At 67.5% G+C, this 23,297-nt stretch carries 17 protein-coding genes; 11 read left to right on the top strand and 6 right to left on the bottom strand.

All coding sequences use genetic code 11. The annotated features are described in order from the left end of the window. Positions 1-39 precede the first annotated feature (39 nt). Both NY1_RS17115 and NY1_RS17110 read left to right on the top strand, forming a co-directional pair. The gene (locus NY1_RS17115) at positions 40-1,494 is read left to right on the top strand and encodes an NAD-dependent succinate-semialdehyde dehydrogenase (RefSeq protein WP_067713862.1); all 1,455 of its coding nucleotides are present in this window, start codon (positions 40-42) and stop codon (positions 1,492-1,494) included. 25 nt (positions 1,495-1,519) lie between these two features. Beyond that, entirely contained in the window at positions 1,520-4,156 is a 2,637-nt protein-coding gene (locus NY1_RS17110; protein ID WP_067713860.1) for an NAD-glutamate dehydrogenase domain-containing protein, read from the top strand. On the opposite strand, the gene NY1_RS17105 is transcribed toward NY1_RS17110, so the two are convergent. Next, positions 4,153-5,064, bottom strand: coding sequence for a LysR family transcriptional regulator (locus tag NY1_RS17105; RefSeq protein WP_067714457.1), 912 nt, complete (start codon positions 5,062-5,064; stop codon positions 4,153-4,155). The genes NY1_RS17110 and NY1_RS17105 overlap by 4 nt on opposite strands. A 175-nt stretch (positions 5,065-5,239) precedes the next feature. Here NY1_RS17105 and NY1_RS44225 point away from each other — a divergent pair, with 175 nt between their 5' ends. The 5 genes from NY1_RS44225 to NY1_RS17080 all read left to right on the top strand — a co-directional run bounded on the left by NY1_RS44225 (position 5,240) and on the right by NY1_RS17080 (position 11,338). After that, entirely contained in the window at positions 5,240-6,733 is a 1,494-nt protein-coding gene (locus NY1_RS44225) for a ketopantoate reductase family protein (protein ID WP_233434363.1), read from the top strand. Positions 6,734-6,943: 210 nt separating this feature from the next. Next, positions 6,944-8,389, top strand: coding sequence for an HNH endonuclease signature motif containing protein (locus tag NY1_RS17095; RefSeq protein WP_067713855.1), 1,446 nt, complete (start codon positions 6,944-6,946; stop codon positions 8,387-8,389). 307 nt (positions 8,390-8,696) lie between these two features. After that, positions 8,697-9,677 (top strand): nitrilase-related carbon-nitrogen hydrolase, encoded by a 981-nt coding sequence (locus NY1_RS17090; RefSeq protein ID WP_067713852.1) that lies wholly within the window; start codon positions 8,697-8,699, stop codon positions 9,675-9,677. Then, positions 9,677-10,699 (top strand): agmatine deiminase family protein, encoded by a 1,023-nt coding sequence (locus tag NY1_RS17085; RefSeq protein ID WP_067713849.1) that lies wholly within the window; start codon positions 9,677-9,679, stop codon positions 10,697-10,699. Before NY1_RS17090 ends, NY1_RS17085 begins: the two co-directional genes overlap by 1 nt. Before the next feature lie 42 nt (positions 10,700-10,741). Further along, complete coding sequence (locus NY1_RS17080) at positions 10,742-11,338, top strand: TetR/AcrR family transcriptional regulator (protein ID WP_067713847.1); 597 nt, start codon at positions 10,742-10,744, stop codon at positions 11,336-11,338. A 6-nt stretch (positions 11,339-11,344) separates the two neighbouring features. Here the strand turns inward: NY1_RS17080 and NY1_RS17075 are convergent, their stop codons facing one another. Next, complete coding sequence (locus NY1_RS17075) at positions 11,345-11,662, bottom strand: hypothetical protein (protein ID WP_067713844.1); 318 nt, start codon at positions 11,660-11,662, stop codon at positions 11,345-11,347. Positions 11,663-11,962: 300 nt separating this feature from the next. On the opposite strand from NY1_RS17075, the gene NY1_RS17070 reads away from it, so the two are divergent. Genes NY1_RS17070 through NY1_RS17060 form a run of 3 tightly spaced genes read left to right on the top strand, consistent with a single transcriptional unit; the run spans position 11,963 to position 14,616 of the window. Then, positions 11,963-12,334, top strand: a complete 372-nt coding sequence (locus tag NY1_RS17070; RefSeq protein ID WP_067713841.1) for a YidH family protein — start codon at positions 11,963-11,965, stop codon at positions 12,332-12,334. After that, positions 12,331-12,654 (top strand): DUF202 domain-containing protein, encoded by a 324-nt coding sequence (locus NY1_RS17065; RefSeq protein WP_067713838.1) that lies wholly within the window; start codon positions 12,331-12,333, stop codon positions 12,652-12,654. The genes NY1_RS17070 and NY1_RS17065 overlap by 4 nt, the downstream gene beginning before the upstream one ends. 60 nt (positions 12,655-12,714) lie before the next feature. Next, positions 12,715-14,616 (top strand): alkyl/aryl-sulfatase, encoded by a 1,902-nt coding sequence (locus tag NY1_RS17060; RefSeq protein WP_067713835.1) that lies wholly within the window; start codon positions 12,715-12,717, stop codon positions 14,614-14,616. Between the two features lie 473 nt (positions 14,617-15,089). Here NY1_RS17060 and NY1_RS17055 read toward each other — a convergent pair whose 3' ends face one another. The 3 genes from NY1_RS17055 to NY1_RS17045 all read right to left on the bottom strand — a co-directional run bounded on the left by NY1_RS17055 (position 15,090) and on the right by NY1_RS17045 (position 19,467). Then, positions 15,090-15,764 carry a GAP family protein gene (locus tag NY1_RS17055; protein WP_067713833.1) on the bottom strand — a complete coding sequence of 225 codons (675 nt, stop codon included), beginning with the start codon at positions 15,762-15,764 and terminating at the stop codon, positions 15,090-15,092. 388 nt (positions 15,765-16,152) lie between these two features. Then, on the bottom strand, positions 16,153-18,807 hold the full coding sequence (locus NY1_RS17050; RefSeq protein WP_157762291.1) for a winged helix-turn-helix domain-containing protein: 2,655 nt from the start codon (positions 18,805-18,807) through the stop codon (positions 16,153-16,155). A 63-nt stretch (positions 18,808-18,870) separates the two neighbouring features. Further along, positions 18,871-19,467: a TetR/AcrR family transcriptional regulator gene (locus NY1_RS17045; protein ID WP_067713827.1), complete on the bottom strand. Its 597-nt coding sequence runs from the start codon at positions 19,465-19,467 to the stop codon at positions 18,871-18,873. Between the two features lie 442 nt (positions 19,468-19,909). On the opposite strand from NY1_RS17045, the gene NY1_RS17040 reads away from it, so the two are divergent. Next, positions 19,910-21,748 carry an alkyl/aryl-sulfatase gene (locus NY1_RS17040; protein WP_233434378.1) on the top strand — a complete coding sequence of 613 codons (1,839 nt, stop codon included), beginning with the start codon at positions 19,910-19,912 and terminating at the stop codon, positions 21,746-21,748. A 52-nt stretch (positions 21,749-21,800) separates the two neighbouring features. Here the strand turns inward: NY1_RS17040 and NY1_RS17035 are convergent, their stop codons facing one another. Beyond that, on the bottom strand, positions 21,801-23,219 hold the full coding sequence (locus tag NY1_RS17035; protein ID WP_067713825.1) for a DUF1254 domain-containing protein: 1,419 nt from the start codon (positions 23,217-23,219) through the stop codon (positions 21,801-21,803). Positions 23,220-23,297 lie beyond the last annotated feature (78 nt).

Below are 23,297 nucleotides of genomic sequence, written 5' to 3'. Positions count from 1 at the left end.
TGACGAAGAACCCTTTGACAACCCGGGAGAGATAGAACGATGCGTGACGTGGCCGACCTGCTCGCCACCGTGCCGACCGGCCTGTGGATCGGTGGTGAGCAGCGACCCGCGAGTGGCGGTGGCACCTTCGCGGTGCACGACCCCGCCACCGGTGCGGTGCTGACCGAAGTCGCCGATGCCACCGCCGAGGACGGCAAGCTGGCCCTCGATGCCGCGGTGGCCGCGCAACCGGGCTGGGCGGCCACACCCGCACGGGAACGCGCCGAGATCCTGCGGCGCGCTTGGGAATTGGTGATGGCGCGGCGGGACGACTTCGCCCTGCTCATGACCCTCGAAATGGGCAAGCCCCTCGCCGAGGCGCAGGGCGAGGTCACCTACGGCGGCGAATTCCTGCGCTGGTTCAGCGAGGAAGCGGTGCGGATCAACGGCCGCTACACCCACTCCCCCTCCGGTAACGGGCGCATCCTGGTCACCAAGCAGCCGGTCGGCCCGGCGCTGGCCATCACGCCGTGGAACTTCCCCCTCGCCATGGGCACACGCAAGATCGCGCCCGCGTTCGCCGCCGGCTGCACCATGGTGGTCAAGCCCGCCGCCGAGACGCCGCTGACCATGCTGCTGCTGGGTCAGGTGTTCGCCGACGCCGGCCTGCCCGCGGGCGTGCTGTCCATCCTGCCGACCTCGCGCGCCGCCCAGCTCACCGATCCCATGTTCGACGACGACCGGCTGCGCAAGGTCACCTTCACCGGATCCACCGGCGTCGGCAAGATCCTGCTCGCGCAATCGGCTTCGAAGGTGCTGCGCACCTCCATGGAACTCGGCGGCAACGCCCCGTTCGTGGTGTTCGAGGACGCCGACCTGGATGCCGCGATCGACGGCGCCATGGCCGCCAAGATGCGCAATATCGGCGAAGCCTGCACCGCCGCCAACCGCTTCCATGTCGACAATGCCGTGCGCGAGGAATTCACGGCCCGGCTGACCGAGCGCATGCGATCGTTGAAGATCGGCCCCGGCCATCTCGACGGCGTCCAGGTCGGCCCGCTCATCACCGCCAAGCAGCGTGCCGCCGTGGCCGAATTGGTGGCCGACGCGGTCGCCAAGGGCGCGAAGATCACCACTGGCGGCGCCGACGTTCCGGGCGCGGGCTATTTCTACGAGCCCACCGTGCTCGCCGAAGTCCCCGCCGACGCCCGCATCCTGCGCGAGGAAGTGTTCGGCCCCGTCGCCGCCATCACCGGATTCGACGGCGAGGCGGCGGGCATCGCCGCCGCCAACGACACCGAATTCGGTTTGGCCGCATACATCTACACCCGCGACCTCGACCGCGCGCTGCGCGTGGCCGAGGCCCTCGAATCCGGGATGGTGGGCGTCAACCGCGGCATCATCTCCGACGTCGCCGCACCGTTCGGCGGTGTGAAGGAATCCGGCCTGGGCCGCGAAGCCGGGACCGAGGGCATCGAGGAATACCTCGAGACGAAGTACATCGCACTGCCCTGACCGATCGACCAGAGAAAGCAGGACCATGACCGTCTCCGTGCGCGCTGCCGGGCGCGCAGCCGTCGAGAACCCTTCCCCCCGTGTGCGTTTCGGGCACGGCGAACTCGGCCTGCGGGCGACCATCGCCTGGCCCGGAGCGCCGCGCGTACTCGCCGACGTGTGCGCCATGTTCGAGAGCTTCGGACTGCGGGTGGCCGCTCATCACGAGCTCACGGGCGAGACGGAAACGGTCCACGCTTTCGAATTCGACACCGGACCCGAGGCCTTACCTCCTTCGGTCGCCCCGGCCTGCGCGGCCGCGGCGGCCGGACGGTGGCGGGCGGACCGGTACGCGCGGCTGATCACCACGGCCGGAATCGATTGGCGGGAAACGGTTCTGCTGCGCGCGGCCTGCCGATTCCTGAAGCAGACCCGCTGGGGATACTCCGAGACCTATGTGGTGGATTCGCTGACCCGCAGCCCGGAGTTCGTGCGCGCGATCATCGCCCTGTTCCGCGCCCGCTTCGATCCGGCGGGCGGCGGTGACGAACCGGCGGCGCTGGCGGAGGTCGACGCACTGGTGGAGGGCGCCGACCTGCTCGATGACGATCGCATCCGCCGGGCGCTGCGCGCATTCGTATTGGCTACGGTGCGCACCAACTGGTTCCAGGTCGATACGGACGGACAACCCCGGCCGCGACTCGCCTTCAAGATCGATTCCTCGCGGCTGGCGACGCCCGGGCCGTGGGTGCCGTATCGCGAGATCTTCGTGCACTCCGAGGAGGTCGAAGGCATTCACATGCGCGCCGGAGCGGTGGCGCGCGGCGGCCTGCGCTGGTCGGATCGCACCGAGGACTTCCGCACCGAAGTGCTCGATCTGGTGAAAACCCAGACCGTGAAGAACGCGCCGATCGTGCCCACGGGAGCCAAGGGCGCGTTCGTGATTCGCGATGCGGCACTCGAGCCCTCCGACGGGTACCGGGTGTTCGTGCGCGGTCTGCTCGACCTCACCGACACCATCGTCGACGGCGAAGTGCGCCACCCCGAGCACACCGTCTGTCACGACGGACCCGACCCGTACCTGGTGGTGGCCGCCGACAAGGGCACCGCGCGTTTCTCCGACCTCGCCAATTCCCTTGCCGCCGAATACGACTTCTGGCTCGGCGACGCCTTCGCCTCCGGTGGTTCGGCCGGCTACGACCACAAGGCCATGGGCATCACCGCCCGGGGCGCGTGGGTGTCGGTACGGCGGCACTTCGCCGAAGCCGGGCGCGATATCGACGCCGAGCCGTTCACCGTGGCCGGGATCGGCGACATGTCCGGGGACGTCTTCGGCAACGGAATGCTGTTGTCCCGCAATATCGAACTGGTGGCGGCGTTCGACCATCGCCACGTGTTCCTGGACCCCGATCCGGACCCGGAAAGCTCCTTTGCCGAACGCCGGCGACTGTTCGAGCTCCCCCGATCCTCGTGGGCCGATTACGATTCCGCGCTGATCTCCGAGGGCGGCGGGGTGTGGCCGCGCACCGCGAAGTCCATCCGGCTCTCCCAGCGGGCGCGCGCTCGGCTCGGCATCGAACAGAGTTCGTGCACCCCGGACGAGCTCATCCGGGCCATCCTGTGCGCGCCGGTCGACCTGCTGTGGAACGGCGGCATCGGAACGTACGTGCGCGCCGATCACGAAACCGATGTGGACGCACAGGATCCCGCGAACGACCGCGTCCGGGTGCCCGCCTCGCGCCTGCGCTGCGCCGTGGTCGGCGAGGGCGGCAACCTCGGCTTCACCCAGCACGCCCGCATCGGCTACGCCCTGCGCGGCGGGCGGATCAACGCCGACTTCATCGACAACGCCGCCGGGGTCGCCACCTCCGACCTGGAGGTCAACCTCAAGATCGCCCTCGATTCCGGCGTGCGGGCAGGGGCTTTGAGCGCCGACAAACGCAATGCGCTGCTCGCGGAGGTCACCGACGACGTCGCGGCGCGGGTGCTCGAGCGCAGCGACAATCAGGTGCTGGCCATCGGATTGGCGGCCGATCGCGCGAAGTACCTGCTGGAGCGCCACATTCGCTTGATCGCGAACCTGCGCGACGAAGCCGGTATGGATCCCGGCGTGGCCGGCCTGCCGTCGGACGCGGAACTGCATCGCCGCACCCAGGCGGGCGAGGGCCTCACCCGCCCCGAAATCGCTGTGCTGCTGGCGCATTCGAAGAATCTCGTCAGCCGCGAGCTCCTGGATTCGACGGTCCCGGACGATCCCGCGTTCGCACCCCGGCTGCGGGACTACTTCCCGGACGCGGTCACCGCCCACGCGGCCGATCTCATCGACGCCCACCCCTTGCGCCGCGAGATCATCGCCACCACCGTGGCCGACGAACTCATCAACCGCATCGGCCCCGGCACCATCTTCCGCCTCCAGGAACGCCTCGGCGTCACCACCGCCGACGTCGCCCGCGCCTACGAAGCCGTCCGCGGCGTCCTCGATCTCGACGCCCTCTGGACCGACTGCCGCAACCGTCCCGGCGCGGAGAGCCAGCGCATCCAAGCCCTCTTCGACCTCCGCGAACTGGTCGAGCACCTGATCTCCTGGGTGCTCCGCAGCAGCCGCGGCGAAACCGGTTCGGACCTGGACCGATTCACCGATTCGGTGCGCCGGCTGGTGACGGCCGGGAAGCAATCCCGCTAGCCGCGAGTGGAGTCGCGCCGGATGCCGGACCGGTGATCGACCAGTTCGGCGAAGGCGCGAGCCAGCGGGGTGAGCGCGTCCCAGCGGCGCACCGCCCAGCCGACCGGGAGCGGCGGCAGATAGGGCAGGGGGATGAAACGCAGCGGAGAGCTGGAAGCACCCGCCGCCTCGTACGGCAGATCCGGGACAACGGCGTGACCGATGCCCAGTTCCGTCAGGAGCACGGCGGTATTCCAATCGGTCACACCGGTTTCCGAGGGCAGACGGACGCCGAGCCGGGTGAGCGCGGCATCGAGATGCACCCTGGACGCGGAGTTCTCGGGTAGCCGGATGTGGCGCAGTCCGGCCAGATCGGCGGGCGCGACGGTGGGTAGGTCGGCGACCGGATCGTCTGCGCGGACGGCCAGCACCCACGGCAATTCCAGCACCGGGCGCTGCTCGATCCCGGGCACGGGACCGTGAATGGTCACCCAGGCCAGATCCACCGACCCCGCGGTGAGGGCGTCGAAGCAATCCCGGCTGGAGACGATGGTCCGGAAATCGAGGGTCGCCTGCGGATAGTGGCGGCGGAACTCCGCGACGGCGGTCGACATGAAATGCCGGATCGTGGTCGCACCCGTGGTGATGCGCACCGCACCGGCCTCACCCCGCGCGAACTCCCCCAGCCGCCGGACCGCCAGATCCAGCCCGGCGATGCCGTCACTCGCCGCTGCCAGCAGCACCAAGCCCTCGGGAGTGGGCGTGACACCGTCCGGGCGGCGTTCCAACAGGCGGACGCCCGTCGCCTTCTCGAGGCGTTTCACGTGCTGGCTCACCGCCGATTGCGTGCAGGACTGGTCGCGGGCCACCGCACTGAGGCTGCCCGCCTGACAGACCGCCATGAATACCCGCAGGTCATCGATAGTCATGCGCACCCTCTCACGGTAGATGGCGGGGGATGCAAGCTCGATCTTGGGGATTGGCAAGGGAAGCCGAGGATTGACCGGGTCCGCGCGTGATGCCGATGATTGAGGCGGGCCCAACGGCGGCAACCCGTCCCCTTTTCTCCTCCAGTCCGGGCCCCGGGCGGAGAGACCGGGGCGGGTGTCGACCTATCCGTTCCGAAAGGACATACCCGTGCACGGCACTGGATTTTCCTCGTATGAAGCTGTTCTCGAACCGGCCACGGTGGCGGTGCTCGGACCCGGCGGGGTCGGCGGGCTGTTGGCGGCGCTGCTGGCGCGGGCTGGGCATCGCGTGATCTGCGTGGCTGGGGAATCTACCGTACAAACGCTGCGCGACAAGGGGATTCAGGTGAGCAGCCCGCAGTTCGGGGAGTTCACGGTTGCGGTCGAGTCCGATACCAGACTGCGCGAGGCGGTCGATCTGTGTTTGGTGACCGTGAAGCACACCAATCTCGAAGCGGCACTGGATCGGCTGCCCGCCGAGCATCTGGGTTCGGCGTTGATCGTCCCGCTGTTGAACGGTGTGGAACACCTGGATCTGCTGCAAGCGCGGTACGGGGGCGAACGCGTTGTTCCCGCGGTCATTCGTGTCGAATCCACCCGAACCGCAGCGGGTTTCATCGAGCACGGCAGTCCGTTCACCGAAATCGACCTCGCCGGATCACCCGAACGCCTGGCAGGGCCGGCGGGCCTGCTCGGCGGGGCGGGGCTCGCGATCCGAGTGCTGCCGGGCGAGAAGTCCGTATTGTGGGACAAGCTCGCGTTCTTGGCGCCGTTCGCGCTGCTCACCACGCATTACCGTGCCCCTATCGGTGTTGTCCGATCGGATCACCGGGACGAGCTCGCGGCGGTCGTCGCCGAGACCACCGAAGTTGCCCGGGCACATGGTGCGACAACGGAAGTCGGGCAGATCCTCGTTCGATACGACGGGTTTCCGGAGGCCGCCAAGTCGTCGATGCAGCGGGATGCGGAGGCGGGGCGGGCCACGGAGCTCGATGCGATCGGCGGGGCGGTGCTGCGGGGGGCGGTGGCGCACGGTATTTCGGTGCCGCATACGGCTCGGCTGATAGCCGAAGTCGCGCAGCGGGATCGGATCGAGCGGTTTCTGCGGGGGCATGGGGCGGGGGAGATTCCGCATCCTGGTGGGACGTTGCTGGAACATCTGGGCCGGGTGGCCGACATGCTCACGGCATGGGGAGCGAGTCGCGAGATACGTTGTGCGGGACTGTGTCACGCCATGTACGGCACTGATGGGTTCGATCGGGCGCTGTTGGGGTTGGAGAATCGGGGGGCGTTGGTGGAGTTGATCGGGGAGCGTGCGGAGGCGCTGGTTTATCAGTACGGGGGGTGCGATCGGGGGGTTGTTTATCCGCGGTTGGATGGGTCGCCGGTGATGTTCCGGGATCGGTTCAGTGGGCGCGAATACTTGCCTGCTGAAGCGGATTTGCGGGCGTTCATGGAGATTACGGTGGCGAATGAGCTTGATGTTATGGCGCATAATGCTGGGGTTTGGGAGGAGCACGGGGGTGCGCTGTTTCAGTTGTTCGATCGGTGTCGGCATCTGATGTCACCGGTTGCATGGAAGGCCTGCCGGGCTTGGGCTGTATCCGGCGGTTTAGAGATTCAAAGATGAAAGGATGGAGGTGTGGTTGCGTCGCCTGCCCTGCCGGGCCTTAGCTCACGCGACTTGGGAGCCTCGACCTGCGGTCTTCGACGGTGGTGGCTGCACGCATCACCTTTTCGAGATAAGAGATTCAAGATTGAAGATCAAAAACTAATGAAAAGAGTTATATCACTTCGTGATTCGCGTTCACTGCGTTGAAGGCGGACGTAGAATATAGGCATGGGGACGCAGGGGGAATTCATCGACGCGGTGGCGGACTTCGCCGACGCGGCGGCTTCCCTGTTGACCGCGTCGTTGAATCCGCTCAGTGACGGTGAAATCACTGCGGTGTTGAAGAGTATCGAGGCTTCCAAGCGGCGGCTCGAAGCGGTGGGGCATCGGCTGACTATCGAGGTTTCGGATCGGTCCATGCCTGCGCGGGCCGGATGTGCCAATACCGCAGGGTTTCTCGCCGAGACGTTGACGCTGTCGCGGGCTGAGGCCAAAGCGCGGGTCAATGCGGCCACGCATGTCGGGGTGTTCCGGGATATGCACGGGGTTGAGCGGGAACCGTTGCTGCCGGTGGCGGCTGCTGCGCAGGCCGATGGGGATATCTCGGGCGATCAGGTGCGGGGAATCGTCAAGGTGCTCAACCGGATTCCCGCTGCCGCGCCCAGCGGTGCCAAGAGCGAGGCCGAACAGATCCTGGTCGCTCACGCGCGCTCGGGTGGGTCGCCCGATGACCTGCCGAAGATCGGCGAAGCGATCCTGGCGCGCCTTGATCCCGACGGCGCCCTCACCGACGAACGCGACCGCGCGCGAGTGCGGGACCTGACCCTCGGCAAGCAACGGGTGGACGGAATGTCCACTCTCAAAGGCGAAATCGTTCCCGAACTCCGAGCGCTGCTCGAACCGGTCCTGGCCAAGTACGCCCGGCCGGGCATGTGCAACCCGGCCGACCCCGAAAGCCCCACCGCCGCCGACGCGGACAACACCGTCGACCGCACCGTCCTCGACGCTGCCGCCGCCCGCGACACCCGCACCACCGGCCAGCGCAATCACGACGCCCTGCTCGCCCTGCTGTCCCCGAGCGTGTCCCTCGACGGCCTCGGCACCCACCGCGGACTCCCCGTCACCACCGTCATCACCATGACCGTCGACCAACTCGAAGCAGCCTCCGGCGTAGCCACCACCGCCACCGGCGGCACCATCCCCGTCGCCCAAGCCGTCAAACTCGCCGCCGCGAAGTCCCCCCGCTTCCTCACCGTCGTCGACCCCGCCGGAATGCCGCTGTACCTCGGCCGTTCCCGCCGCCTGGCCAGCCCCGCCCAACGAATGGCACTCATCGCCACCGAAAAAGGCTGCACCCGCCCCGGCTGCGACGCCCCCGCCTCACTCTCCGCAGTCCACCACATCACCGAATGGTCCAAAGGCGGCAACACCGACCTGGACAACCTGACATTGGCTTGCGATCGTTGCCACGCTTTGGTCCATGACGGACCCGGCGGTTGGAAAACCGTTGTAATGCCCAAAGATTCGCGCTACGCCGGACGAACCGGATGGATAGCCCCTGCCCACATCGACCCATCCGGAACACCGAAGGTCAATCACAGACACCACGCCGGAGAAATGATGGAACGCGCCTTGGCGCGCTCCCACCCCCGCCCCTCCATCCCGAGATCCTGAAATTCCCGGAACCGGGAAAATCCCGGAACCGGAAAATCTCTAAAAGGTGATGCGTGCAGCCACTACCGTCGAAAACCGCAGGTAGAGGCTCCCAAGTCGCGTGAGCTAAGGCCCGGCAGGGCACACGACGCAACCACACCTCCATCTTTTGATCTCTTGTCTTTGCACTCCTCCCACCCCAGCCCTGACCCACAGATCAGTTCTAGACACCTCCTACCAGCCAAGATCTCCACCCCCACCCCTGAACCACACGATTTTCTTGACTCAGTTTTCAGATTTTGGTGAGATCAACCCCAGGAGGTACGCCATGACCGAACCAGCTTTCACCATCGAGACCGCACTCACCCCGCCCGTCTCCCCCGCCCGAGTACACGAACCAAAGCGCCCACCACTGCGAGTAGCCCTCGTGCAACACCGCTGGCAGGAGGACCCCGACGCACTCCAAGCACACCTCGCCGAGGGCATCCGCATAGCCGCCGACCAAGGCGCAAAAGCCGTCTTCCTCCCCGAACTCACCCTCTCCCGCTACCCCGCCGACGTACGAGCAGGCGCCAACCCCGGCACCCAAGCCGAAGACCTGCTCTCCGGCCCCACCTTCACCTTCGCCGCCCAAGCCGCCAAGGCCAACGGCGTCCTGGTCCACGCCTCCCTCTACGAACGCGCCGAAGCCGAAGACGGCCTGGGCCTGAACACCGCCATCCTCGTCTCCCCCACCGGCGAACTCATCGGCCGCACCCGCAAGCTGCACATCCCCGTCACCGCGGGCTACTACGAGGACACCTACTTCCGTCCGGGCCCGGCGGACGATGCCTACCCGATCTACCGCCCGGCCGAAATCGACGGCGCGGCAATCGGTCTCCCGACCTGCTGGGACGAATGGTTCCCCGAGGTCGCGCGCATGTACTCGCTCGGCGGGGCGGAGATCCTGGCGTATCCCACCGCCATCGGGTCCGAGCCGTCCTTCCCCGCCTTCGACACCCAGCCGCTCTGGCAGCATGTGATCGTCGGAAACGGCATCACCGCGGGAACTTTCATGGTCGTTCCGAATCGCTTCGGCGACGAAGGCAGCGTGAACTTCTACGGCTCGTCCTTCATCTCCGACCCCTACGGCCGCATCCTGGTCCAGGCCCCGCGTGACGAGGCCGCCGTGCTGGTCGCGGATCTCGATCTGGAACAGCGCCGGGACTGGCTGGAACTGTTCCCCTTCAACACCACTCGCCGGCCCGATACCTACGCCCGGCTCACCGCGCCGGTGGATCGGGCCCACCCCTACGGTTCGGAGGTCTGATGTCCTGGCTGATGCCGTCGGAAACCGTTCGGCAGGAACGCATCTGGATGGCTTTTCCGCCGCAGGGCGGGACGGCGTTCGAGACTGCCGACTCCGCGCACGATGCCCGGGTCGCCTGGTCGGCGGTGGCGCACGCGATTCTGGAGTTCGAACCGGTGACCATGGTGGTGGATCCGGCCGATCGGGAGGTGGCTCGGCGCTATCTGTCCGCGGCGATCGAGATCGTGGAGGCACCGCTGGACGACGCTTGGATGCGGGATATCGGGCCTACCTTCGTGCGGGGCGCGGACGGGCGGCTCGGGGCGGTCGATTGGGTGTTCAACGGGTGGGGTGCGCAGGAGTGGGCCTCCTGGGAACGCGATCGGCACATCGGCGCGTTCGTGGGCGGGCTGGCGGGGGCCGAGATCATCTCCTCGCCGCTGGTCAACGAGGGCGGCGGGATACAGGTGGACGGGCAGGGCACGGTGCTGGTCACCGAGACCGTGCAATTGGATCCGGGGCGCAATCCGGGGCTGGACAAAGCCGCCGTCGAAGCGGAGCTGGCGCGCACCATCGGGGCCGAGCACGTGATCTGGCTGCCGCGCGGACTCACCCGGGACAGTGAACGATTCGGCACTCGCGGGCATGTCGATATCGTGGCGGCGATTCCCTCGCCGGGGCGGCTGCTCGTGCACTCGCAGCGGAACGGCTCGCATCCGGATGCGCTGGTGAGCGCGGAAGTGCTGGCTACGCTGCGGGCTTCGCACGATGTGCACGGAAAGCCCTGGGAGATCGTCGAACTGCCGGCGCCCGAGGTGCTGCGGGACGACGAGGGGTGGGTGGATTACAGCTACATCAATCATCTGGTGGTCAACGACGGTGTAATCGCCTGTAGTTACGGCGATCCCGGCGATGCGACGGCGGCCGCCATACTGGCCGAGGCCTACCCGGGGCGCCGGGTGGTGAGTGTGGACGCGCGGGAGATCTTCGCTCGGGGCGGGGGCATCCACTGCATCACTCAGCAGCAGCCGGCGCTGGGATAGCATGACCGTCGAATCGTCGGCGGCAGGAAGGGAGTACCGAGGGTGACCAGCCGCCGCCGGGAAGCGATCCTGCGGGCCAGCGCCACGGCCATTGCCGAGCGCGGGGTACGGGGACTGCGGGTGAGCGATATCGCCCAGGTGGCGGGGGTGTCTCCGGGTCTCCTCTACTACCACTTCAAGGATCGGGACGGGCTGCTCGCGGCGGCGCTGACCTATATCAACGATCAGGCGCGCGGGTATCGCAATGCGGCCAGCGGGTCGGGGTCCTCGCGCACGCAGCTGGTCGATTACATCCTCGCCGAAATCCAGGACACCCCCGAGGTGCTGGAGAACTCGCTGGCGTGGAACGAGCTGCGGGCCTGCGCGGTGTACGAGCATCCGTTGCGGGAACCGCTGGCGCGCACGTCCGAACAGTGGACGCGCGAGACCGCGGAAGCCATCCGGGTGGCGCAGGCTGTCGGTGAAGTGCTCGACACGGTGCAGCCCGATCAGGTGGCCGCCGCCATCACCGCACTGACCGAGGGGCTCTCCGCGCGCTGGCTGTCCGGCGAGCTGAGCGCCGAACGCGCGCGTGAACAATTGCGCGCCGCTATCGAGGTGCTGATACCCGCGAAAGGCCGCAGCCGGACCCGGAGCTGATCGGGGTCAGCGCGCCGCGCAGAAGGGCTCGCAGTCGGTGGGGATGCTGGGCGGTGGCGCGGGTTCGTCCTTGAAGTCGGCATTACCGACCACGACCATGGCCACGATGCCGATCAGGAAGACCACCGCGCAGGTGACCACCAGCACCGACCAGTCCAGCGAACGAATGTGGACGAAGCCCGGCGGGTTGCCGGTGTCGGGCCAGGGGCCGGTGCCCGGCGGGGCGATAGCCAGCCGATCCACGTACACCCCGCCCCACTCGTAGTCCGGTTCCGGCACCGCAACTGCGATGCGCTCGTCCACCCGCGATCCAGCCATGACCATGGCGAGCGAGAGTACGCCCGCGCAAGATCGATAACTCTGTATTCACCCTATCCGGGCGAGGTTGTCCGGTTTGTGAGTCACGAGAATGTGGACATGGGCCATTCCTATTGTCTGATTGGCGTGGGCTGCCGGTTTCGCCATGAAAAGCCATGGCAGGATCGCAGTTGCTGATCGATAGCTTGGCTCCGAACGCGTTAGCGATACCGGACAGGTGGTGATCATGGAAACCGTGGAGCAGCCGCGCTCGGCGGCAGCCGAGATGTGGCCTCGGCATTCGGCGGCCGCGCCGGTGGCCGTGGCATGAGCCCGGACGGCAACGGGCAGGAGCAGCCGGCCGAGCCGGAGCGCGTCGAAATCGACTACCGGTTCACTCTCGCGAACGAGCGCACCTTTCTGGCCTGGATTCGCACCGCGCTGGGGCTGCTGGCCGCGGGCGTGGCGGTGCACACGCTGGTGCAGCCGTTCCATCATCTCGGGGTGCGGCGGGCGCTGTCGTTGAGCTGCATCGTGCTGGCGGTGATCCTGTCGATCGGGGCGTACACGCACTGGAAGGACGTCACCGACCGGATGAGTCGCGGTGTGCCGCTGGGCAATACGATCCTGGTGCCGATTCTGGCGGGTGGCATCGCCATCGTCGCGGTGTTCGCGGCCGTCGCCACGGTGTGGACATGAGCGCCACCACGCCGCCGAACACCCTCGCGGCCGAGCGCACCGCCCTGGCCTGGCGGCGCACCGCCGTGGCGGCCATGGGTACCGCGGCGCTGTTCGTCAATCACGCCGCACTCAGCGGCTGGCGGGACTCGGCCATCGCGCCATTGTGCGCGGCGGCGGTGCTGATGCTGGTCGCGGGCGTCAGCTTCACCCGCAATCGTTCGCTGCAGCACGGGCATTGGGGACACGGGACGCAGGTCATCGCCGCGACCGCCGCGGCGGTGGTATCCGTCACCACCCTCGCCACGATCCTCGCGATCTTTTATCCGATCGCCACATAGCAAGAGCAAGTTGGGTTTTCGTCGACGCCGGTTCGCCGGCAGGTACAGGAGGTCAGTCAGATGAGCGCAGTGACCGAACCGAGCGAGTTCATCGTCGAACAGAACGAACGGGCACTGAAGGAACTGCCCTTCGCGAACACCACGGACCAGCAGGACGCGGATCGCGGGTTCATCGCCAAGCTGGAACCCGGAATCATCAAGGACGACAAGGGCAATACGGTCTGGGACGACGAGTCCTACGGCTTCCTGCAGGGCTCCTGCCCCAGCTCGGTGCATCCGAGCCTGTGGCGGCAGAGCGGGCTGGTGGTGAAACAAGGCCTGTACGAGGTGGTTCCGGGCATCTATCAGATCCGCGGGCTGGACCTGTCGAACATGACGATCATCGAGGGCGACACCGGCGTCATCGTGATCGATCCGCTGATCTCGGCGGAGACCGCCAAGGCCGGTATGGACCTGTACTTCGCGCACCGCGGGAACAAGCCGGTCACGGGCATGATCTACACCCACTCGCATGTGGACCACTTCGGTGGCGCCATGGGCGTGATGACCACCGAGGACGCGGAATCGGGGAAGATTCCGGTGATCGCGCCGGCCGGGTTCCTGGAGCACGCGGTCGCGGAGAACGTCTTCGCCGGAACCGCCATGGCGCGGCGCGCGGCCTACATGTACGGCGCCGCCCTGCCGCGCGGGCCCAAGGGTCAGGTCGGCGCGGGCCTGGGGCAGACCACCTCGGTCGGCACCGTCACGCTGATCGCGCCGACGCTCGATATCACCCACACCGGGCAGACCGAGACCATCGACGGCGTGGAGATCGCCTTCCAGATCACCCCGGGCACCGAAGCGCCGTCGGAGATGAACTTCTATTTCCCCGGCTTCCGGGCGCTGTGCATGGCCGAGAACTCCACGCACACCCTGCACAATCTGCTGACCCTGCGCGGCGCGCTGGTGCGCGACCCGCACGTGTGGTCGCAGTACCTGACCGAGTCGATCAACCTGTACGGCCGCGACAGCGATGTCGTGTTCGCCTCGCACCACTGGCCCACCTGGGGTACCGAGACGCTGGTGGAATACCTGGAGCTGCAGCGGGACATGTACGCCTACCTGCACGACCAGACGCTGCGGCGGCTGAACCAGGGCTACGTCGGCACCGAGATCGCCGAGATGATGGAGATGCCGCCGGCCCTGGCCGACGCCTGGCACACGCACGGGTACTACGGTTCGGTCAGCCACAATGTGAAGGCCATCTACCAGCGGTACATGGGCTGGTTCGACGGCAACCCGGCGCACCTGTGGGAGCATCCGCCGGTCGAGAACGCCAGGCGCCATGTGGAATTCATGGGCGGCGCGGACGAGGTGCTGCGCAAGGCACGCCAGTCCTTCGACGAGGGCGACTACCGCTGGGTGGTGCAGGCGGTCAACTATGTGATCTTCGCCGAGCCGGAGAACAAAGCGGCGCAGGAACTTCAGGCCGATGCCTTCGAGCAGCTGGGCTACGGCGCGGAGAACGGGCCGTGGCGCAACTTCTACCTGTCCGGCGCGTACGAGTTGCGCAACGGGAAGTTCGGCACGCCCACCGAACCGAATTCGCCGACCGTCATGGCGGCACTGTCCGTCGAGCAGGTCTTCACCGGTATGGCGCTGCGGCTGGACGGGCCGAAGGCATGGCACGAGAAGGCCACCAGCGATTGGCATTTCACCGACGAGAACCGCACCGTGCGGTTGCAGTTGCGCAATGGCGTTCTGCTGCACTGGGAACGGCGCGAGGGTGACGGGCTGCCGGCGGCCGATGTGTCGTTCACGCTGGATCGGCCGACGCTGATCGGCGTGCTGCTGGGCGGGCAGGATCTGCAGGCGGCGGTGCAGGGCGGGAAGATCAAGATCGAGGGCGATGTGGCGAGCTTCGGCAAGCTGACCACGCTGTTCGACAATCCGGATCCGGACTTCTCGATCGTCACGCCCTAACCTTCCGAAACCTCGAGCGCGGCTCCCGGATCCATCCGGGAGCCGCGTTTCGTGTGTGTCGTGTATCGGGTCATCTCGCCGGGACGCTTACGCTGAGCGCGTTGTTCGGCATGCACTACTGATTCGGTTTCCGGAGAGTAGGAGGTTTGACCGACTTGTCCGATCTACGTAGATCCTCAACCGATTTCCGCAGATCTCGTCGCGCCAGAGTGGCGGTCGCCGCGGTGCTGCTGCTCGTTCCGCTGGGTGCGCTCGCCGCACCCGTTGCGGCGCAACCGCCGCCGCCACCCGGGGCGGACGGGCCCCCGCCACCGCCACCGCCGCCCCCTCCCCCGCCGCCGCCCGGTGCGGGCAGTGTGGAACCCGGGCCGCCGCCTCCTCCCCCGCCTCCGCCACCGCCGCCGCCGAGATGAACGTGCGAAGGGGCTCGGCTGAAATCAGCCGAGCCCCTTCGCCGTTCCGGCTCGAAGGAGTTACACCAGGCCGCCGATGCCGTCGCCGATCGACTTGGCCGCCAGCAGCAGGAACAGCACCGACATGATGCCGGCGTGGTTGCGGACGGTCCATTCGCGCCAGCGGTGCAGGGTGCCTTGGGCTTTCGCGCCGCCGAAGAAGTGCACGGTGAGCGGGATGAGGACGCCGAGCGAGGCGATGATCAGGAAGATCACCACGGTGAGGACGCGGATGACGTCGCTGGAGTCGACTTCGGCGACCGTGACGCCGCCGACCGCGATCTGGATGATGTTCTTCGGATTGCTCAGGGCCAGCAGCGCTCCCAGGGCCACGCAGCGGGCGGGGGTGAACTCGTCGAAGCGGCGCAGCTGGGGCGGCAGTTCGCCGCCTTCTTCCCAGGCTTGATGAATTCGCAACTGCCGCAAGGCCATCAACAGCAGCAGGCAGCCGAAGACCAGGTGGAACCAGGGCACCCAGCTCGCGGGTTCCCCGTTCTTGTGCGCGCCCGCGGCATCGCCGAGGGTGACCAGGGCGATCAGGGCGGCCGCGATCGCACCGATCCAGCCCAGCCCGAAGGCCAGGGCATTGGTGCGCCCGCGCGGGGCGGCCAGGATCAGGATGATGGCGATCAGGGCGAACGGGCTGACCGCCACGCCGACGGCGTGACTGAGGATCTGCCCGAAAGCGTTGTGCATTTCCAGGTACCTCCCTATTCGGGGCCGTTCGCAGTCCGAGCTTAGCCAGCAATTTGCCTGATTACGGGACGCTGACGCGCTTTCACCCGTTTCGGGTGAGTACATCGGGTGAGCCGGTGGATAGCTTGAAAGTCACCGAATGTAGTCTCGATCCGAAAGCGAAGTGGCATGCCCAAGTTCCCCATCATCAATCTCGGCTCCGCGGCCATCGACCTGACCGAAACCATCACCTCGCTGATGGCGCAGTAGACCTACCTGCTGCAGTCGTGGGGCAGCGCGTAAATCGCGGCTCGGGACTCGGCGCCCATCATCCTGGCCGGTAGGGCGCCGTCGAAATGCCGGTGTGACGACCCCCTCATCTCGTCACACCGGCATTTCTGTATCCGGATCAGAGCAGGCCGATGCGCCGGGCCTGATCGAGGGCGGCCACGCGCGAATCCGCGCCGAGTTTCGTATAGATGCCGCGCATATGGGTTTTGATGGTGTTGATCGATACGCCCAGGTCGTCGGCGATCTGCCGGGTGGTGCGGCCCGACGGAAGTTGTTTCAGCACAGTCAATTCGGTTTCGGTCAGCGCGGTGTGCGCGGGTGCGCGGCGCGCGGCCGGATGGTGGCGGATCCGTTCGGCGAAGGCGTCGTCGCGGCCGAAGCGGCCGGCGTAGGTGTCGAGGAGGTCCAGTGCCGAGGACACGTCCAGGAAGGGCCGGATCAGATGTTCCGGAGCCGCCGCGCGCAGCGCGTTGACCATGGCGTCGTAGGCCTTGAGCGAATTGCCCAGTTCGGCGTCGACGCTGGCGGCCAGCGCCCAGGCGGTCGCGGCGATGGTCGCGCGCAGCGGGCGATCACCGGTGAGCAGCGGGTCCAGGATGGCGCGCGCCGAACGCGCCTTGCCATTGGCCCGGGCCAGCGCCGCCTCGCACAGCAGCACCACCGGGCTGTCGCCGAGCTGCTGGCGCGCCTCGGCCAGCAGCAACCGGGTCGGGCGGGTGTCGGGCACCCGCAGCAGCGCCCAGATCACCGGCGGCAGCAGGCCCCGGGTGAGCGGCGGATGCGCTCGCACCATGAGCCGGGACATGCTGTGCCGCAAGGCTTGTGCTGCCGTGTGCTTGTCCGACGCGGTATCGAACGCGAGCAGTTCGGCGACCACGTGCACATGCGATCCAGGCCCGAACGCCCCCCGATGCTCGGCCGCCGCCAGCTCCTCCGCATAGTGCCGCACCGCCCGCTCATCCCCTTGCAGATGCGCCGAAACCGCGCATATGGCAAGCGGTTCCAGCACATCCGCGGTCCCCAGCAGCTCGTGCGCGACCGCGATCTCCATCGCCCGCATGCCCCGCTCCCGCATGGCCGCGATCTCCCCGTTCACCCCCGCCGCGATGGCCAGCCGCGACATCGACCGCAAAGCCATATGCGCGTGCCGATTGTGCTCGGCCAGCGTCAGCGCCCGCCGCAACTCCTTCTCCCCCTCGGCCACCTTCCCGCACGCCAACCGCGCCATGGCCAGTTGCACGGCCGCGTACCCGTCGATATCCGGGTTCCCGGTCGGGGTGATGTGCAACGGGAAGTCGGGATCGCCCAGCGTGGTCCCGGCCCGCATAGCCGTCTCGATGGCCACCGCCAGCCGCAACGTGCACAACCAGTCATCGGCCACGAACGCCGAACAGCCACGCGCGATCGTGTCGCCCACCTGTCCGGCGCGGTCCGCATGAGAGCAGCGAGGCCGGTCGGCGGCCAGATCCAGATATGCTGCCGCGGCGGCGGTTTCGTCGCGGGTGAGGGCCGAGGTCGCACGGAGCAGAGTGATGAAGGGATCGGCGGCTGCCATGGCATCGGCGGCCTCGAGCTGAGCGAAGAGTTCGGGGCCGAGGCCGTCCAGGACCAGGCCCATCGCGTGATCGCGGAGGAACTCGCGAAGCGGTGCGGGATTCGCGACGGCCAGCAGATGCGGTAGTGCCGCGTAGGGATCGGCGGCGGCGAGATACCAGCGGGCGGTACGCAATCGGAGGTCGGCCAGAGCCGCCGCGCCGAGGCGGTGGGCTTCGACGCGGAGGTAGGAGCGCAGCATGGGGTGGTATTCGAACCACAGTGCGCCGCTGTCGCTTTCGCGGGTCATCGGGAAATTCAGGCGCTCGAGTTCGTCGAGGGTTTCGCGGGCGGTGCGGTCGGTGAGGTGAGCGGCGAGGTCGTCGGTGAAGCGGTCCGGGACGCTGGTGTGGACCAGGAAGCGGCGCACGGAATCCGGCAGGGTGGTGAGGAGTTCCTCGGCCAGATAGTCGGACACGACGTGGGCGGGGCGGGCCAGGGCCGTCAAGGCGGTGTCGCGGTCATGAGGGTGCGCGGCCAGGTAGATGGCGGTCATGCGGACCAGGGCGGGCCAGCCGCGGGTGAGGTCCATGACGGCGTCGAGTTCGGCGGTGGAGAGGACGCAGTCGTGCTGCGCGCACAGGTCGCGGACTTCGGCCTTGGTGAAGGCGAGTTCTCGCACGCCGACCCGGATCAGGCGGCCTTCGAGTTCGAGGGCGTGCCAGCGCAGGGCCGGGGCGGTGCGGGCGGCGATGATCACGGTCGCGGACGGCGGTAGCTGCCCGAGGAACTGATCGAGGCCGGTCAGCGCGTCCGGATCGGTGATCAGGTGCGCTTCGTCCAGGACCAGCACCACCGGTTCGGGACGGTCGCGCAGGGCGGCGGCGAGCTGGGCGGGTTCGGTGGTCGGCTCTCCACGCAGGACCGAGCCGGGCACGTCGAGGGCGATGCGCAGGGCGGCCCACAGGCGTGCGGCTTCGCCGTCGAGTTCGGTGGCGGTCAGCCAGGCCGGCCGGGTGCCGGGGCGTTCCCGGCGGGCGCGGCGGATCCATTCGGCGAGGAGCACGGTCTTGCCGCTGCCGGCGGGGGCGTTGACGAGGACTACGCGCCCGGACGCCTGGTCCAGCACGCGCGCCGGCTCGGGCCGGAGCAGGGCGGGGAAGTTCAGTTGTGGCATGACGTCGGCGGGCGGAACTCCCGGCCGGGCGGTTCCGGGCGACAGGTGTCGTGCGGTGGTCAACTGATCTCCTGGTCGGTACGGGCGGTAGGTCGTACCCGCTGTCAGCAAGTTATCAGTTATTGGTCAGCGGCCGCCCTCGAGCAGCGCCCGCAGCGTCCGGCCGATCGCCTTGGACGCCGTGCGCTCGGACAGCCGGCGCCGGTCCATCAGGTGATGGCGGTAGGCCCAGCCGGCGGTGGCGTCGATCAGGTCCAGCAGTTCCTCGCGGCCGGTGGCGGCCGCCAGTTCCGGGGCGAAAGTCCTGGCCAGGCCCTCGCGAATGCGTTTGTCCGCCAGCCGCATCCGGGCGTCCAGGCCCGGCACGCCCGGCGATTCCAGCAGGCCGATCAGCCGCGGCTCGCGTTGCAGCGCGAAGATGCGCTCGCTCTGGCGCACCACCGCGGTGATGCGCTCGGCCAGCGGCGCCGCCGGATCCACCTGGGCGATCGCCGCCTCGACGTCGTCGGATTGCACCTCCACGGCCGCGACCAGCAGGTCGTTGCGGGTCGGGAAGTGCACGAAGATGCTGCGCTCCGACACGCCCGCGCGCTCGGCGATGGTCTTGGTGGTGGGGTCGAAATCGCCGTCGTGCACCGCCGCCAGCAGGCCGCCGATGATCGCCTTGCGGGTCTGTTCGGGATTGCGCCGCCGTCGGGTGCGCCCCTGGTCGCCGTCGGTCATACCGGAAATCCGATCACATCGGCCGGAACTCGTCCCCGTGGGTAGGTCATTCGCCGATCCTATTGCAGTATGACTGCAATAGAGTGCTAGGGTGAGGGAAACGACCTTGATCCACACCGCCCCCTGGCAGAATCACAGCAACTAACTGGTTACTGAGCTCTGCCGTGTGTTCACCAATGTCGAATCGAGACAGGAGCAGACACCGATGTCAGACCAGAACCGCACCCCCGCCGGCGACGATCCGAAGCCGAACGGGTTCACCATGTCCCGGCGCGGGGTGTTCGGCGTCGGCGCCGCGGCTCTGGTCGCCGCCGGCATCGGCGTCACCGCCACCGGCTGCGACAGCAACTCCGACAATGGCTCGGCCGCCGAGAAGAGTTCCAAGGACGCCGTCGACGCCAGCAGCTCGATCATCGATCAGCAGAAGTCCGTGCAGTCGTCCATGCCGTTCGGCGACACCACCGACTTCGCCGATACCGACCGGGGCTTCATCGCCAAGCTCGAGCCCGGAATCATCAAGGACACCAAGGGCAATACCGTCTGGGACGACGACTCCTACGGCTTCCTACAGGGCTCCTGTCCGAACTCGGTGAACCCGAGCCTGTGGCGGCAGAGCCAGCTGGTGGTGAAACAGGGCCTGTACGAAGTGGTTCCGGGCATCTACCAGATCCGCGGCCTGGACCTGTCGAACATGACCATCATCGAGGGCCGGACCGGCATCATCGTCATCGATCCGCTCATCTCGGTCGAGACCGCCAAGGCCGGACTGGACCTGTACCGGTCCAAGCGCGGCGACAAGCCGGTGGTGGGCCTGATCTACACGCATTCGCACGTCGACCATTTCGGCGGGGCCATGGGCGTCACCACCGCGGAAGACGCCGCCTCCGGCAAGGTTCCGGTCATCGCGCCGCAGGGCTTCATGGAACACGCTGTCGCGGAGAACATTTTCGCGGGCACCGCCATGGCGCGGCGGTCGGCCTACATGTACGGCGCGGCGCTACCGCGTGGTGAGAAGGGTCAGGTCGGCGCGGGCCTGGGCATGACCACCTCCACCGGCACGGTCAGCCTCATCGCGCCCACCAAGGACGTCACCCACACCGGGCAGACCGAGAACATCGACGGCGTGGAGATCGTCTTCCAGATCACCCCGGGCACCGAGGCGCCGTCGGAGATGAACTTCTACTTCCCCGGCTTCCGGGCGATGTGCATGGCGGAGAACGCGACTCACACGCTGCACAACATTCTGACGCTGCGCGGGGCGCTGGTGCGCGACGCGCACGTGTGGTCGCAGTACCTGACCGAGACCATCAATATGTTCGCGGCCAAGTCCGATGTCGCCTTCGCCTCGCACCACTGGCCCACCTGGGGCAACGACAAGCTCACCGAATGGCTGCAGCTGCAGCGGGATACGTACGGCTACCTGCACGATCAGACGCTGCGCATGCTGAACCAGGGCTACACCGGCATCGAGATCGCCGAGATGATCCAGATGCCGCCGGCCATCGAGGCCAAGTGGTACAACCACGGCTACTACGGCACCGTCAGCCATGACGTGAAGGCCATCTACCAGCGGTACATGGGCTGGTTCGACGGCAATCCGGCGCACCTGTGGGAGCATCCGCCGGTGGACAGCGCCAAGCGGCACGTGGCGGCCATGGGCGGCGCGAGCGGAGTGCTCAAGACCGCGCGCAAGGCGTACTCGGACGGTGATTACCGCTGGGCGGTGCAGGCGCTCAACTATCTGATCTTCGCCGAGCCGGACAACGAGAAGGCGAAGATGTTGCAGGCCAGCGCTTTCGAGCAGCTGGGCTACGGGTCCGAGAGCGGGCCGTGGCGCAACTTCTATCTCTCCGGCGCGTACGAGCTGCGCAACGGGAACTTCGGGACGCCGACCAAGGCCAATTCGGTCAGCATGATCAGCGCGCTGAGCGTGGATCAGGTCTTCGATTCGGCTGCGTTCCTGGTGAACGGGCCCAAGGCGTGGGATTTGAAGCTGGTCAACGACTGGGTGATCACCGATCAGAACCAGACCTACCGCACCGAACTGCGCAACGGCGTGCTCATCCACTATGTGAAGCCGGCCGACTTCTCCGGTCCCGCACCGGATGCCACGTTCACGCTGCCGCGCCTGAAGCTGATCGCGGTGATGACCGGGGCGCAGGACATCGTCAAGGAGATCCAGAACGGGTCCATCAAGGTCAGCGGCGATCCGGGCAAGCTGGCGCAGCTCGAGAGTGTGATGGACAAGCCGGATCCGAACTTCAATATCGTTACCCCGTAACGGTATTCACATGCGGCGGCGGAGGTGGTGGTGCACCTCCGCCGCCGGCGTGTCAGCCCACGGTTTCCAGCTTGGGCACCCGCCATTTGCCTTCCAGCACCGATGCTTTCGGGGCGTAGAGGCGCAGGGTGACCGAGAACGGGCCGGAGGCGGGGATGGGGAGCCAGTTGCCGGTGGGCACCGATGAGCCGGGATCCTCACTCTGGACGGCGATTTCGACCGAGCCGTCGGACCCGGCCACCGCGGGCGTGAGGTGGCCGACCGAGTAGATGCCGGCCGGATTGTCGATCAGGTAGCTGTGCGCGTCGTAGGCGGTGAGCGACCAGAACGCGCCGACGGGCGGGAGCTCGCCCTTGGGGAAGGTGAGCCGGAAACGCTTGCCGCCGTCGGCATTCGCGTTCACCGTCGGGTACACGGCGTCCTTGGGCAGGTTCGCGCCGAGACCGAGCATGGCGACCTCGGCGCGCAGCGGGTAGTCGGTGCCGTAGGTGCCGACGTTCAGGTCGAAGACCCAGCCGTTTTGGTCCTGGCCGTCCGGATCGTGGTAGGCCGGAATCTGTTTGCGCGCCGTGGTCGCCGCCGTGGTGAGCAGGTCGGCCGAGAGCGGATCGATGGTGGCGCCGGGCTTCACGCCGATGGTGGCGAAACGCTTCAGGGCCGGGGCGTCCGCCGCGGCGGGCGGATTCGACGCCATGACCGCGCACAGGCGATCGAAGAAGGTGGGGCCGTCCATGGCGGCGACGGTGTACGCGGGCGACGGACCGCCGGCGGCCTGCGCACCCGGTCCGCCCTGCACCGCATTCGGGTCGGCGCTCCACACGCTCAGCGGGGCCAGCTTCAATTGCTGTTGGATCGCACGGACATTCGCGAGATCAGCGGTCCCCTTGTATTCGATGCGGCCCAGCAGCCAGGTGGTGCCGGTGGGCATCGCCAGCTGGGTCATGCCCTCCGGCACGGCGCCCGTCCAGCCCGGCCCGGTGATCAGATAGGTGGAGGGCGGATCGGATTTCCCGTGTTTGATCTGCTGATCCATACTGCTCGGATCGTGCACGGTGTTGGTCCACGCGTCCAGCAACTGCATGAGCCAGTACCGCCCCGATTCGATGGCGGGCACCTGCAGCACCATCGGCTCGGCCCGCAGATCCAGCCATGCCTGCGAGTACAAGGTGTCCAGGTTCAGCCGCACCACCTGCTTCTCCTGCGGGGTCGGCGGATTCTGGTGCACGAATTGGTTGGCCGGTCCCCCGGTCTCGCGCGTGACATCGGTCAGCACCAGCGGATAGCCGAAGACGTAGGCATCGATCGCGATGTCCTTGGGGTCGTTCGACGGCGGCGTCGTGCTGGTGGTCGCCGAACTCGAATCACCCGAATCGCCACAGGCGCTCAGCCCGAACGCCGCCGCGGCCGCCATCCCGAGCCCGAGGACGGCCCGCCGCGAAATCCCTTCGTCGAGATTCTGACCGAACCGCATCGTCTCAGCTCCTCCACTCGGCAACAGACCATTCGGTAGCCGAGTCTGCCCTAACCGATCACCCATTTCGGACATCCC

Source organism: Nocardia yamanashiensis NBRC 100130, from assembly GCF_001613325.1.
GTDB lineage: Bacteria > Actinomycetota > Actinomycetes > Mycobacteriales > Mycobacteriaceae > Nocardia > Nocardia yamanashiensis.
This window is presented reverse-complemented; position numbering and strand designations above follow the sequence as displayed.